19 protein-coding genes are annotated in these 13,894 nt (G+C 33.9%); all 19 read left to right on the top strand.

The window, feature by feature from the left end:
• Nucleotides 1-2,046 (top strand): type IV secretory system conjugative DNA transfer family protein (locus HCCG_RS02060; RefSeq protein ID WP_154645870.1); only part of this gene is annotated, 2,046 nt, incomplete at its 5' end.
• Complete coding sequence (locus tag HCCG_RS02055; protein ID WP_002955728.1) at nucleotides 2,030-2,212, top strand: hypothetical protein; 183 nt, start codon at nucleotides 2,030-2,032, stop codon at nucleotides 2,210-2,212. The genes HCCG_RS02060 and HCCG_RS02055, both read left to right, overlap by 17 nt.
• Nucleotides 2,213-2,497: 285 nt before the next feature.
• Nucleotides 2,498-2,836, top strand: a complete 339-nt coding sequence (locus HCCG_RS02050) for a hypothetical protein (protein ID WP_002955727.1) — start codon at nucleotides 2,498-2,500, stop codon at nucleotides 2,834-2,836.
• On the top strand, nucleotides 2,823-3,311 hold the full coding sequence (locus tag HCCG_RS02045) for a hypothetical protein (RefSeq protein WP_002955726.1): 489 nt from the start codon (nucleotides 2,823-2,825) through the stop codon (nucleotides 3,309-3,311). The genes HCCG_RS02050 and HCCG_RS02045 overlap by 14 nt, the downstream gene beginning before the upstream one ends.
• A gap of 381 nt (nucleotides 3,312-3,692) precedes the next feature.
• Nucleotides 3,693-5,591: a type IA DNA topoisomerase gene (locus HCCG_RS02040; RefSeq protein WP_015453828.1), complete on the top strand. Its 1,899-nt coding sequence runs from the start codon at nucleotides 3,693-3,695 to the stop codon at nucleotides 5,589-5,591.
• Nucleotides 5,578-5,781: a hypothetical protein gene (locus tag HCCG_RS02035; RefSeq protein ID WP_002955724.1), complete on the top strand. Its 204-nt coding sequence runs from the start codon at nucleotides 5,578-5,580 to the stop codon at nucleotides 5,779-5,781. The genes HCCG_RS02040 and HCCG_RS02035 overlap by 14 nt, the downstream gene beginning before the upstream one ends.
• Nucleotides 5,762-6,943 (top strand): toprim domain-containing protein, encoded by a 1,182-nt coding sequence (locus HCCG_RS02030; RefSeq protein WP_034547907.1) that lies wholly within the window; start codon nucleotides 5,762-5,764, stop codon nucleotides 6,941-6,943. Before HCCG_RS02035 ends, HCCG_RS02030 begins: the two co-directional genes overlap by 20 nt.
• 174 nt (nucleotides 6,944-7,117) lie before the next feature.
• The gene (locus HCCG_RS02025) at nucleotides 7,118-7,525 is read left to right on the top strand and encodes a hypothetical protein (protein ID WP_002955721.1); all 408 of its coding nucleotides are present in this window, start codon (nucleotides 7,118-7,120) and stop codon (nucleotides 7,523-7,525) included.
• 2 nt (nucleotides 7,526-7,527) lie between these two features.
• Nucleotides 7,528-7,716: a hypothetical protein gene (locus tag HCCG_RS02020; RefSeq protein WP_002955720.1), complete on the top strand. Its 189-nt coding sequence runs from the start codon at nucleotides 7,528-7,530 to the stop codon at nucleotides 7,714-7,716.
• A gap of 12 nt (nucleotides 7,717-7,728) precedes the next feature.
• Nucleotides 7,729-8,016, top strand: coding sequence for a hypothetical protein (locus HCCG_RS02015; RefSeq protein ID WP_002955719.1), 288 nt, complete (start codon nucleotides 7,729-7,731; stop codon nucleotides 8,014-8,016).
• Nucleotides 8,017-8,026: 10 nt separating this feature from the next.
• Entirely contained in the window at nucleotides 8,027-8,218 is a 192-nt protein-coding gene (locus HCCG_RS02010) for a hypothetical protein (RefSeq protein WP_002955718.1), read from the top strand.
• A gap of 49 nt (nucleotides 8,219-8,267) precedes the next feature.
• Entirely contained in the window at nucleotides 8,268-8,717 is a 450-nt protein-coding gene (locus tag HCCG_RS02005) for a hypothetical protein (RefSeq protein ID WP_002955717.1), read from the top strand.
• Between the two features lie 169 nt (nucleotides 8,718-8,886).
• Nucleotides 8,887-10,215: a hypothetical protein gene (locus tag HCCG_RS02000; protein WP_002955716.1), complete on the top strand. Its 1,329-nt coding sequence runs from the start codon at nucleotides 8,887-8,889 to the stop codon at nucleotides 10,213-10,215.
• Nucleotides 10,215-10,874 carry a hypothetical protein gene (locus tag HCCG_RS01995; protein WP_002955715.1) on the top strand — a complete coding sequence of 220 codons (660 nt, stop codon included), beginning with the start codon at nucleotides 10,215-10,217 and terminating at the stop codon, nucleotides 10,872-10,874. Before HCCG_RS02000 ends, HCCG_RS01995 begins: the two co-directional genes overlap by 1 nt.
• A 22-nt stretch (nucleotides 10,875-10,896) precedes the next feature.
• Nucleotides 10,897-11,448 (top strand): thermonuclease family protein, encoded by a 552-nt coding sequence (locus tag HCCG_RS01990; RefSeq protein WP_002955714.1) that lies wholly within the window; start codon nucleotides 10,897-10,899, stop codon nucleotides 11,446-11,448.
• A gap of 121 nt (nucleotides 11,449-11,569) precedes the next feature.
• The gene (locus tag HCCG_RS01985; protein WP_002955713.1) at nucleotides 11,570-11,758 is read left to right on the top strand and encodes a hypothetical protein; all 189 of its coding nucleotides are present in this window, start codon (nucleotides 11,570-11,572) and stop codon (nucleotides 11,756-11,758) included.
• 176 nt (nucleotides 11,759-11,934) lie between these two features.
• Nucleotides 11,935-13,092 carry a hypothetical protein gene (locus HCCG_RS01980; RefSeq protein WP_230197827.1) on the top strand — a complete coding sequence of 386 codons (1,158 nt, stop codon included), beginning with the start codon at nucleotides 11,935-11,937 and terminating at the stop codon, nucleotides 13,090-13,092.
• Between the two features lie 14 nt (nucleotides 13,093-13,106).
• A complete protein-coding gene (locus HCCG_RS01975; protein WP_002955711.1) occupies nucleotides 13,107-13,640 on the top strand; it encodes a hypothetical protein in 534 nt (177 codons plus the stop codon).
• A 98-nt stretch (nucleotides 13,641-13,738) separates the two neighbouring features.
• A complete protein-coding gene (locus HCCG_RS12120; protein ID WP_002955710.1) occupies nucleotides 13,739-13,882 on the top strand; it encodes a hypothetical protein in 144 nt (47 codons plus the stop codon).
• Nucleotides 13,883-13,894 lie beyond the last annotated feature (12 nt).

Genomic DNA, 13,894 nt, shown 5'->3' with positions numbered 1-13,894 from the left:
TTAGATTTTGGATTTATAACAACCACACCTATGCTTGATACAAACTTTAGCAGGGGCGGTTTTCTCTTAGGTATTTATAAAGACTTATGGAAGCAAAGAAAAGTCTATTATGATGCCCCTCTATCAGCACTTATTGTAGCACCACCCGGAGCTGGTAAATCAGCAGCTGTGGCAATACCCAATCTATTGAATTTACCCACAAGTTGTGTGGTGCTTGATATTAAAGGAGAGCTTTGCGATCTCACAGCTGGTTATAGACAAAAGGCGTTTAATAATGAAATATATATCTTTAACCCACTAGGCAAGGATAATAACCTTAAATTTAATCCTTTTGATAATAAAATTGTAAAAAAACTAGATTTTAATGCTAAAAAACGCCTTGTAGATGAGATTGCAAACACAATATTTGTAGAAGAACAAGGCAGCGATCCCCATTGGATTGCAAAAGCAAGGGAGCTTTTTACATTCTATGCCCTTTATGATCTCTGCACCAAAAATGAAAGTAATTTTTTTGATATTGCCACAGCCCCTGTTAAAGACTATAAACCTCTCATAGAAGAAAAGTCTCCTTATTATTCAAAGCTTTGGGATTTTAATGAAAAAACTCAAAAAAGAGAGTTAAACCTTGATGCAAATCCTGAAAAGCTTTTTTACTCGCAATGTGCTGACCAAAAATATGCAGATGTTAAGAATCCTTTAAATTGGGAAGATGAAAGCTTTGAGCAAATACAAGCCAACAAAGAAAAAGGCATTGAAACACTTGATGAAGTTGTAAGAAACTATGCAAGAGCGTGGGCAAATGCCGCTGATGAAGAGTTTTCAAGTATCAAATCTACATTTAATCGTGTAATGAGCGTGTTTGCAAGTTATCAAGTAAGAGATGCTACAAATGCTATGAGCTTTGAATATGATGACTTAAGAAGCAAGAACATTACACTCTACATTAAAATTGCACAAACTGATATTGACACGCTTAAATCGCTTATCCGTGTGCTTTTAGAATCTATTGCCAAAAACTTAATGACAAAAGAAAGTAAGAGATTAGATGAGAGAATCTATCTCGTGCTTGATGAGTTTATACGCTTTGGAAAAATGCCATTTTTGTTAGAAATGCCAGCTCTTTGCAGAAGCTATGGCATTGTGCCGCTCTATATCACACAATCCTATGGATTGATTAAAAAATACTACGGCGAAGATGATTTAAAAACAATGACTGACACCATTGCCTTTCAAATCCTTTTTAAAATGAATGATGCAGATTCTGCGGAAAATGTCTCAAAACAAATAGGCAAATACACAAGAGAAGCAAGAAGCCATAGCACCAAAGATGGAGCTATCGCATTTGGAGGCACAAGCAGCTATTCATTAGAGGGAACAGAGCTTATTACCGCTCAAGATATTTTAAATATCCCAAATGATGAAATTATTATCCTTGTATCAGGGCATAAGGCAAAGCCCATTAAGATTAAAGCTGCTTATTACTTTAAAGAAAAAGATTCCTTAAGAAAGCTAAATTGGAAGTTTGACCCCACAAATGGAAAACCTATTGAAATAGAAAACAAACAAACTCAAATCATTGATATGAAAGAGACACCACAAGAAGCCCAACCTACTCCACCAAATCCACAAGCAATACAAAACACACAAGAGCCACAACAACAGGCTCAAGAATCACAAGAACCACAAATTTCAGAGCAGGAACAACAAGATATAAAACAAGCCCAAGAGGAACAAGCCCTCTATGAGTATGAAAAAGCCCTGCAAGAGCAAGAAGCATTAAAAGATAAATCACAAGAGGATTTGCAAAAAGAAATGCAATCTCTCTTAGAAAAGCAACGCAAGGAATATGTCTATAAGATTGAAGACAAAGATATTAATGCAGTCTTACAAGCTCCATTGAAAAAAGATTCTTATATCCCCAAAGAAACTTTTATCAATATTCAAAAGGAAACATATACCCTGCGAGAAAATGGCTACAAACTTCAAATCACAGATGAGCTTATAAGAGAAAGAATACAAAGGATTGAGAATGATAAAGCAGAGTAACAATATAGGGCAATCCACTCCCTTAAAACAACAAGAATCCCATAAGCAAAATAAAGAGTTTTTGCAATATGCTAAAGACTTTGCAACACAAATGCAAGAGGAAGTAAAAAAATTAAGCTTTGTGATGCAACACATTATCAAGGTAAAGAATGCACGAATTATTTAAATTTCTTAGAAGCAAGTATTGTAGGCAATCCACATACTTTGCATAATGAAGAGATAATCCATAAAGGGCATTACTACCTTGCCATATTACTATTTGGCTTTGTAGGCTTAGGAGCAATACTTTTTATGTCTCTATTGAGATTCTATCCTACACCAAAGGAGTCTAAGATGTAAAAAACCCTTTGAGTTTCTTTAGAGAAAGTGGATACAGCTTAAGTTTTACAAAAAAAAAAAAACGCTATACTAAGGCGATTAAAGTAAATTAACACAACAAGGAGAACAAAAAATGAAAGTTTCAAAAGCATTAGTGGCATTAAGTCTTGTAGGAAGTTTAGCAAGTTTAGTAATAGCAGATGATATAGATTCTGAAATTGCAAAGCTTAAAAAGGAAAATGAGCTTTTAGAATTACAAAAGAAAAATCAAAATCTTAAAAAAGGTAGTAGTAACTCATCTAGCTCACAAGATGGATTGGCAAGTGAATTGACAGGGTGGTTTGTAGGAGCGGAGCTTGGATATAGTCCTAGTGTTGCAAATTATGTCAATCAAACAAATAATCCTGCATTCCCACTTCTAACAAACACAACCTATGCTTTACCTATCAATCTAGGTTTTGGGTATCAATGAGTATCCTTGGGATAATGCAGGATTCAAATTTAGGGGTTATGTGGGCTATGCAAATTATAATTCTAAAATATCGCTTGGCAATGAAAAAGGCAATCAAAACTCACAAGCTATCCATTATGGACTTGAAGCAGAATATCTTTATGACTTTATTGCAAGTCAAACACATACCTTTGGTTTAAACATAGGCACAGGATATGAGTTTGGAAGTTTTATGGGGCAAAATATTACATCAAATGGGAATGATATAAACTTTAAAGGTTATACTTCATCAAGCTGGACTTCAAGTATAGGAATCCACTACTTCTATAATATCAATCATCAGTTTGAGCTGAAATATCGCTATCGCTCGGGTTATGGATATGATGATGGCGGAAAGGTAGATGTTGATTATGGCTCAACTAGCGGAACTTCAACATTTCAATACGCCTCTACACCTAAAGGCTCAATTATCTTTGCTTACAATTATAAGTTTTAGAATCTAAGTAGGGGCTGGATAAGACTTACTCACGCCCCTTAGTCAAGCGTGAGTATTGGATAATCTAAAATCTTAGTAGCACTTGACTACTATAAAACATAGTAGTATAATGGCAACTAAGATTTGTTTGGAAATCTTATCCATAGTAACCTCCTTTATAAAGAAGTAGGTTACACTTCAAGGGGATAGCCGCCCCTTGAGGCAACCCCTAGTGCTATTATATCTCACTTTTCTTAACTTCAAATTCCCTTGTTTGTATTGTTTTTTTTGTGATTCTCATCTCTTATTCATACACATCTTTTTCTCCCTTATATTTATGCAGTTTCTTATGATTGTAAAAATGGCTAAGATATGTAAAACTTTACTTTACAAGGATTGCCAATGCCTCTTATCATCATAGAATCACCCAACAAAGTAGAAAAGATTAAAAAAATCACAGGCTATGAAGTCATAGCTACCATAGGACATTTTATGGACTTAAAAAGCTTTGATATTGACAAAGACTATAAGCCAAACTTTGAATATGCAGAATCTAAAAAGAAACGCATAATGAATGCTATCCAAAAAGCTAAAGGACAAGAAGTGTATATCGCCTCTGACCCTGATAGAGAGGGATATTCCATAGGCTATATGTTTTTTGAGAAAATCAAAAATGTAGCAAGTAAAATCTATCGTGCAGAATTTCACGAGATCACACCAAGTGGCATAAAGCAAGGGCTTGAGAATGCTAAATTATTTGTAGATACAAATTTTAATTATTATCAATCATTCCTTGCTCGTAGGGTGTCTGACCAACTCATAGGTTTCCTTTTAAGCCCATATCTTACAAAATCCTTGCAATATAATAAAATGCTAAGTGCTGGTAGAGTGCAAACCCCTGCTCTTGGACTTATCACAAAAAGAGAGCAAGAGATTAAAGACTTTGCTGCCTTAAGTGAAGAGCAAAAACAAGAATTTGGTATTGTAGCTAATGCTAATATTGATAATAAGCTTATTAGCTTTAAACATATAAGCGATGATTTAAAAGAATTGCGATTCCAAACGCAACAAGAGGCGCAAAATGTGTGTGATGAAATTGCCTCTATGGATAAGGCTTTGATTGATAAGATTGAAATAAACAATACTTCAAGCAAACCTGCAAAACCTTTTACAACAAGTAAATTGCTTAAAGCTGCAAGTAAAACCCTATCTCTCCCCACAAAAGACATTCAAAATCTAGCCCAAGAGCTATTTGCAGCAGGACTTATAACTTATATCCGCACAGATTCTGAATACATCTCTCCTGAGTTTTTAAAAGAAATGCAAAGCTTTTATGTAAGCATATACCCTAACACATATCAATACACAGAGTATAAAGCAGGTAAAAACTCTCAAGCAGAAGCACACGAAGCTATAAGAATCACACATTGCCACCGCTTTGAAGAATGTGAGAGCTTGTGTCAAAAGGAGAATCTAAAAGATAATCATATCGCCCTTTATAAGCTCATCTTTCAAAACACTATCCTTTCACAATCTAAACCTGCCATTTATGAAACAATGAATGTAACACTACGTGTAAAGATGAAAATGTTTAAAACAAGTTTCAAAAAACTTATTGATGAAGGCTATTTGGGCGTATTTGGTAAAAATGAAGCTATCAATGAAAATGGGGATAGCGAGAATGATGAGAGTGAAGAATCTCTTCATTCATTCCCTTACAAGCAAGGCGATATGATAGCTTTGCAAGATATAAGCATTAAAAGCATTAAGAAATCCGCTCCAAAACGCTATTTAGAAGCAGACTTCATAGAAGTAATGGAAAAATCAGCCATAGGCAGACCAAGCACCTATGCGACATTTTTACCATTATTACTTAATAAGGAATATATTGAAATCAGCAAGGATAAGAAAAGAGAGATTATTCCTACAACACTAGGAATGTCAGTAACTCAATTCTTTTCAAAGGATAATAATGCGTGGCTTTTAGATATTGCCTTTACAAGAGATATGGAAAATGAGCTTGATGAAATTGCAAATAGCTCAAAGAAGTATCTTGATTTTATGAAAACCATTCATTCAAAAATGAATTTTATGCCCCTAAAAGCAGAATCCAAAGAGAAAAAAGACTATCCCCCAAGTGAAAAGCAAATAAAATTTTGTAAAGACATATCCACCACCCTTAATATCCCATTGCCTGATGGGCTTGAAAAGGATTATCGCATTGCAAGGAAGTTTATAGACGAGAATGCTTCAAAAATGCCAAAGAAAGAAAACAAAGGAAATCCAAATGAAAAGAACTAAAAATCAAAGTGAATTATCCTACCTTGCTTATAAACTTATTCCTATCCTTGAAAGAGAAAAGACTAAGAATAAGCAAGACTACCATTATCGCTATCTTGTAGGCACTTTGCGTTATATTCTTAACAACTTTAATGCGACACATAAAGAAAATAGATATAGAAGAAAACATAATGGCCCAAGATTTAACTAAGCTCCCACTTCATCAAATCCTTATAGCTAATGGATTTACACTTCATAGAAGCAAAAGCTCAATGAATTGGCCTATGCTATGCCATAAGGAAAGTGATTTAAAGCTTGTTGTGTCTAAAAAGGGTGAGAATTACCTTTATTTTAATCCTCACGATCCTTTAGATAAGGGTAATATCATCTCTTTTGCAAGAATCCACAATAAAGATATAAAAGAATTAGTAGCAAACTTTGATCAGTCTATCAAAACAGCCCCTACATACAATCACTTCTTTTGCGAATCTCAAGTCAAAATGAGTGAGATGAATGCAGCTAAGGCATATAAAAAGTTTGCTCCAGCTGAAGTGAAAGAAAACAAGCTTTTAGTAATGCGTGGCTTTGATAAAGACTTTATTGCCAAATATCAAGGCTGTATTAAAGAAGATTTTTATCACAACCTTATCATTCCAAATTATAAATTCCAACAAATTGAGAAAGAGCTTACAAACGGACAAACAAAAGAAATGTTAGCAATATGTGGCTACACCAAACGCTTGATATTGCCAATCACACAAGATAAAATGGGTAATGCCCTTGAAAAGCCACTTAAAAACATTCAATATGGCAGCAAAGGTATAGAGATACTTAATATTGCTAAAGATTCTAAAGATATAAAGCATATCATCATTACAGAATCTATATTTGATTCACTTGCCCTTGCACAAATCAAAGATTATAATGCAAATAAAACACTGCTCCTATCAACCGCAGGGGCTTTTGGAGATGGTATCAAACAAAGTTTAAAGCACTTACTAGAGCAAGTCCATAACGCTCAAATTATGCTTGGGTTTGATAATGATGAAAAAGGCAGGGATTTAAGTAAGAATATGTCAAATTTCATACTTGAGATAAAAAAGCAATTCCCTATCACTTACACACCTTTTAGCAAAGATTGTAATGATGATTTAAAATTACAAAATATCACTTCCCTTAAAGAGCTTAATAAACAAACTTATCACGATTGGATTGATTTACAAATAGTCAAATACAAAAGAGAGACAAATACACAAAAAAGGGCAGATATACTTCAAAAGATTAGAAAGGTTGATAATCTTATGCCTATTCCACAAGAGAAAAAAGATATTTTTAATAAAATTCCAAAACATAAAACTATCAAATCACTCTAGAATCTTATATAAGAAGCTCTCTGCTTAACTTCATTCTTATGAAAATCTCATCTATTGAAATAGAAAAAAAGCTTTTATTTTTTAAGGGATAAAATGCGTTTAAATGGCGTATTTTATGGGTTTGTGGGCTTTGCTTTGTAATATAATACACGCATAAAAACAAAAGGAGCAGAGATGGGAAATCGTTGTGTGATTACAAATAATGAAAAAACAAGGGCTATCTACCAGCATTGGAATGGTGGGAGAGATTCTATTGAACCTTTACTTAAGGTCGCAAAGGATTTAGGCAAAGGCTTTGATGGGCTTGTGGAAGTATCAGCTAAGGTTTTTGATGGTGAAGAGATAGACTATGAAGAAGCGGATACAGATAATGGCGATAATGGGACATATATCATAGATGATGAGTTTAACATTGTGGAAAGGGAATTTTTAAGAGGGAGCGAGCAAAAACATTACAACCCTTTGCGTATGGAGATTTTCATAAGGCTTAGTTATGAGCTAGGAGCTATGAAAGAGAAAGAGATTGAAAAGATAATGTCGCTAGTAGATAACTTTGCGTTATACACTCTAAAAGGAGAGTAAAGATGAGAAAAAATAGAGCCAAGAATCAAGAGCTAATAGCAAGGCAAGTGATGGCTTTTCTAGCCTCGCTTGAATGTAGAGATGAGTTTCTTATAAAAAAGATAAAAAGAACAAAGGAATTTAAAAGCTTTGTTTATCAAAAAGAAGTTTTGGATTGTATTCCGCAACTTCCATATTTTAAGTGTTTTTAAAAGGAGTTTGAGATGATAAAGGCACATTTAGTAAAAGAATACAGCGTTAAGTATGGGAGTGAGTTTTATATCTCACTTGATGATTTTACATCAATGCTTGAAAAAATGGAGATTGATTATTTTCATAATGATGAAAGCCCATTTGTAGAGATTGTGCAGCACGATTTACTTAACCTTGCAGAAGATAAGATCACAAAAGCAAATGAGAATGAAAGAGAAATGCTTAAAGATTTAATCCATATTGCAAAAACATCTCGCTACACACAAACAGATGGTTATGTAAGGATAGATTGGTTTTAAGGAATCACGAATGAAAGTTACAAAACAAGATTTAGAACAATGCGTTGCATTTTTATTGCAATGCGATATTATGGCTTATCATCATAATGGAAAGGTATTTGTGGATGTAGAGAATGACACAAGCAGCCTAAGCCTTGAGATTAGCAAAGATAACATTTTACACCTATCAAGGCTATATGATGAGGGAAAATTGGCAAATTAAGCAAAGATTTGCCATAATAAACGAGAATCTAGACTAAAGGATTAACAAAATGAAGCATTTAACGCTAAGTCAAAGCTCAATGCTAGTTATTGAGAATTTTATCAATAAACATTTTCACATTAAAGATGAAACACAAAGACAAAATACCATACAAGATGGCATTCAAATGGCACAAGCTATTCTGCAAGATATAGACAATGAAAAGATTCTTACAGCCAATGAGCTTAAGGAAGAGGCTATTGAAAAAATCAAAGGCGAACTTGCCACAAAGGACTTTGTGCGTGCTGAAATCACTGAAGCTAAACAGGAACTTAAAACTCAAATCACTGAAGTCAAGCAAGAGCTAAAAGCTGATATACAGAACTTAAGACTTGAAATGGCAGAATTTAAATCAGGTATGATTAAATGGATTGTAGGCGTTGGTATATCGGCAGCTCTCATTTCAACAAGTGCAAATGCTACCCTTATAATGTTTTTACTCCAACAGCTTAAGCCCTAAATAATACAGGGCTTACACTCTCTTTTATTCTTCCTTTTGTTTTCTTAGATTCACGCTCTACTTGTTTTTACTCCGCTTTTATACACATCTTTTTATCCCTTATATTTATGCAGTTTCTTATGATTGTGTTTTGTTTTAGAATTGCGATATTTTGACAAAAGGACACAATATGGCAATTACACTTGATGAGATTCAAAGCGATGAAATGATTAATGAGTTTAAGCGTTTTATGCACTTTTTAACTCCAAAAGATAGAGATATTTTCATTGAAAAATTTATGAAAGAAGCGGAAAAAGTCAAAAAAGGCGAAATAACGCTAGGAAATATAATTAAAGATGGGGCAAGGGGCATAGAAGAGGGTTTTGAAGCAATGCCTCAAGGCAGAATTTTTAATCATATCAATGATAAAGTAAAAGAAGAAAAAGAGAGATTAGAAGAAGCCCAAACAACTCCAAAAGATGATGAAAATCAATTAGACAAAGCTCAAGACCAAGACATATCACAAGACTTAAAAGAATCCACAATACAACAAGAAGCAAATCAACCCACGCAAACACAAGAAGCCCAAGAATTAAGCCAAGAAGCTAACACAGACACAATAGAGCAAAATCATCAGCCATTAGAACAAACACAAAATCTTAGCTTTGAAGATAAGATTCAAAATGCCCTTGAAGACATCGCCCAAACTCATCATAAAGAATTTGAAGAAATGGGTATTGTGCAAAACATTAAGCAAGGCGATGAAGTGTATAAAGTATATGATAATGAATTTATTCTCCCCAAAGAAGAACAAGAGCGATTAAAGCAAGAATATGACAAAGCTCCAAACAAAGAGCAATGGCAGCCAAATATCGCCTTTGATATTACACAAGCCAAAGCAAAACATCAAGATTCACAAAACTTTATTAATGACTTCATCAATGAATTTAAACAAGAGGCACAATATACGCCCTCAATCGCAGATGAAAGAAAGCTTAATCCTGATACATATTTTAAAGATTTGATAGATTGGTTTGAGAAAAAGAAAATGGATAATCTCAATATGCCTATTAGCAAGGAAGACTTTAAAAAAGAGTTTTATGAGTATTGCAAAAATGGTATGAGTGAAAATGAGATGAAAATTCTGCTTATCTTGCAAAACAAAGGAACATTAAGCAAAGAGCATAAAGATATGATAGAACAAGGCTTAAAATACAATCTCACAAACAATAAGCTTTTAGACAAAGGCTTAGAAACAGCCATTACCGCAAGTGTAGGCGAAAATGTAACAAATAATGCAGTCAATGATTTTGTAAAGACAGCTATCAAAATGGAAAAATCAGACAACGCCCTAGATAAGCGTATGAGCGAGGGAGTAAATCAAAAAATCGCCCAAAAGATAAAAGAGCATTCCCCAAATCTCTTAACAGAGAATGCAAAAAAGCTAGATGCTATCACTAACAATAAGATAGATACTCTTACACAATCTCAATCACAAGGCAAAAGCAAAGGTAGATAATGCAAGAAAACAAAACATCTCAAAGCACAAACCAACAAGATTCACAAAATCAAAATCATTCAGCCAAAGATGGCAATGATTTTGTTAGAATATTAATTGAACTTTCACAACAAAGACAGGAGAAAAGCAATGAATATGCAAATGCAAACACAACAGCCACACAAGAACGCACACATTCCAATACCCACAGAGGAGGGATTGGAAATGCTAGTCAAACTGCTTTACCAAAACCGCCACAACCCCGAACAATTAGCATTCCTAGAATCCGAGATACCTCCACACATAATGGAAGCGGCAGCAGAATACTCGGAGCGGAAAGCAGAAGAGGAGGAGCGATTAACGAACGAAGCGAAACAATTAACGAACGAAGTCAAGAACTTGCGAATACAAGTGCAGAACTTCAGGCAATCACTCAAGAAGTAGCAGGATTCACACTCGCTGAAGCTAATCAGTTTTTAGAGCTACAAGAGAAGCTCCAACACTATAAAAAAATCCACACAAACCTTGATAAACAAAAAGCCCTGCAAACTTACATAGATAATCAAAATATACTATCCCCTTTGGCTAACTCTTCACAGCAGCAAAAGCAAGAGGATAGTCAAATCAAAGACAATTCACAACACAATAAAAAATCTCAAAGCATAAAACATCGTAGGTAACATAAACACAAGGAGAAAAACAATGCCTAAAAAACACATCACTCTTATCTTATCAATCCTAACAGCATTTGGTATTATTGCTAGTCAATTCAGTGGCTATAATCTTGCTTATCTAAGCGGAGAAAGTATAGAAGCAAAGGTGCTTAAAATCTATGATGGAGACACGGCTACACTCTTACATAATGGCAATACGCTTAAGGTAAGGCTTTATGGCATAGATGCCCCTGAACTTAAACAAAAATTTGGCGTAGAATCTAGAAATAATCTCAAAAAGCTCTGTCCCATACAATCCAACATACAACTTCAAATAAAATACAAAGATAAATATGGAAGAATTGTAGGCATATTAAAATGTAATAATCAAGATGCTAATGCTATGCAAGTAGCTCAAGGCTATGCGTGGGCATATAAGGAACATTCTTTAGCTTATATGCACTTAGAATTGAAAGCAAAGCTAAAATCTAAAGGCTTATGGAGTGAAGAAAACCCAATAAAACCAAGTCTATACAGAAAGCAAACATCTCAATACAAACAATGGGCAACAGCTCATATTCCACCTGAAGATTTAGAATAAGTTTTTAATTTAAGGGAATTAATGCTTTTGAATGGCGTATTTTAGGGGTTTGTGGGCTTTGCTTTGTAATATAATGCTTCTTGTCTTTAAAGGACAGATTCACAAAAAAAAGGAGTAGAAAATGGAAGTTAATCAACAAGATATAGAAAAATGTGTGTCATTTTTATTGCAATATCAAGGTAATGTGTTTGTGGATATACAAAGTGATTGCGATGGTATTAGTGTGCAAATCACAAATAATAATATCTTACACTTTGCGGAATTGTATGATGAATCACAAAAACACAAAACTTCAATTCTTGCCATCTAATTTATACACATCTTTTTTACACAAAAAAAGATGTGTAACAATAAAATCAGCAAAATAGCTATAATCCCAGCGGGATAGTAGTCCAAAAACAAATCCCCCCTACTATCTCACAAATCAAATAAGGAGCAATAGCTATGGTGCGTTTATTGATGATTTGCATATTAAGCATTTTTCCTATGAGGGCTTATTGTTTAGGTGCTTCAATCGTGGAATCCCCCTCGCTTTTAGCCCAGCTTGTGGCTCAATATCAAAAATATGTAAAAATGATAGAAAAAGCTCAGGCTCAAGTGGATAAGCTTAATGCAATAAATGATGTAATGAACAAAGCAAATTCTCTTATGGAAAAAGATGGTTTAAAAATAGCCAACCCTATGGAAGTTATAGAAAATCTTAATAGCACAATAGAATCTATTAAATACAATGCAGAGCGGTTAAAAAGAACGGCTCAAGATTGGGATATAAGTCAAAACATTAGAAGAAGAAATTTACAAGAAAAATGCCCCTTTTTAGATTTAGAAAGCATAGATACTGAAAGCACAAAAATAGAACTCACAAAAGTAGGAGAAGAAACACCATTACAAGCAGATATAAATGCAATGCTCACAGAATTTACAGATATTACAGCACACGATATATCCTCAATTAACAACAGCATTAAAGGTTTGCCTTTAGCAATGCTTATGTGTGAGAAATTAAAAAATTATGAAAATGCTATTAAAACCGCAGAGATAGATAATAAAATGAAAGAATCTCTTTTAAATGGAGATTTTGAAGAGTATAAGAGACAAGAGCAAGAAAAAATTAAGCAAATCGTAGCACAAGATAAGAAAGACCAACAAGAGATGGAAAAAAAACTCGCCCCACTTAAAATAAGAATGGAGCAAATGAAACTTTCACTTGGTGTAACAGATCCAAGTCTAGCTTCAAAACATAATGTAGAGTATTGTAGAAAAACAAAAAGCGGCGGTTGCGATCCTATCTTACTTAGCCTTGATTATGTAAAGAATAAAGAAAAAGAGATGTTAGAAAAAGCCAAAAAGAACTCTAATGGCGATAAATCCCAATCCCAAGCCGATAGAGAATTTATTATGATTGATTATTTGCGTGAAATTGCCACTCACATATCCTTTCTTAATGAGACAATGGCAATGACAGCAAATATTGTAGCAGAGCGAGAAGAAAAAATGGCAATGCAAGGTAAGAACAAGCTTGATGATGAAAGATACAAGGATAAAACACAAATTTTGCAAGAGCAAATCAATCAAAATGCAAATGCGGTGCTATTAAGCGAAAAACAACCAAAACTTGATGAATTTGGCTTCCCCTCATTCTAATAAGAGAATCTATAATGAGTTGTTACCTAGGATTAAGCAAAAGAAATGATGAATACTACACTCCTGCATATGCAGTTAAGGCATTATTGCCTTATATCAAAGAAAAAAGCACTATATGGTGTCCTTTTGACAAGCAATGGAGTGAATTTGTAAGAATCTTAACAGAACATAATCATAAAGTCATATTCTCTCATATAGATGAGGGAAAAGACTTTTTTCATTATGAACCACAAGAATCTTATGACTACATCATTTCAAACCCTCCATTTTCTAAGAAAAGAGAGATTTTACAAAGACTAAATACACTCAATAAACCCTACGCTATGCTTTTACCGATTAATTTACTTAATGATAATTACAGCAATGTGCTAGATTCTAGTCTTGAACTTATCATTTTTGATAGAAGAATGGAATTTAAAGGCAGAAATATCAATGGCAATCATATAAGCTTTAAAACAATCTATTTTTGTAAAAACTTCCTTAATCTCCCTCACTCTATTGTCTTTGCTTCGCTTAATAGAAATAAAGAAGATGAGAATCTTAGCTAAGGCTTTATACACATCTTTTTCTCCCTTAAAATTATGCAGTTTCTTATGATTGTAAAAATAGCTACACTTCATTATCCCAATTTTAAAAGGAGTTTCAAATGAATGAAGTTGTAGAACTTAGCCAAACAGATGCGGCACAGCTCTATGCGTATGGCGTTACTCAACTCAGTGATGATGAGTTGAAAGACAAAAAAGATGCAGAGAATCAAGCCTTGCTTGAAGAACTCAATCTTGATAATTAATTAAAGGAGAAT

Source organism: Helicobacter cinaedi CCUG 18818 = ATCC BAA-847 (assembly GCF_000155475.1).
GTDB classification, from domain to species: Bacteria; Campylobacterota; Campylobacteria; order Campylobacterales; family Helicobacteraceae; genus Helicobacter_C; species Helicobacter_C cinaedi.
The sequence above is the reverse complement of the archived record's forward strand: the minus strand, read 5'-3'. Positions and strand labels throughout refer to the sequence as shown.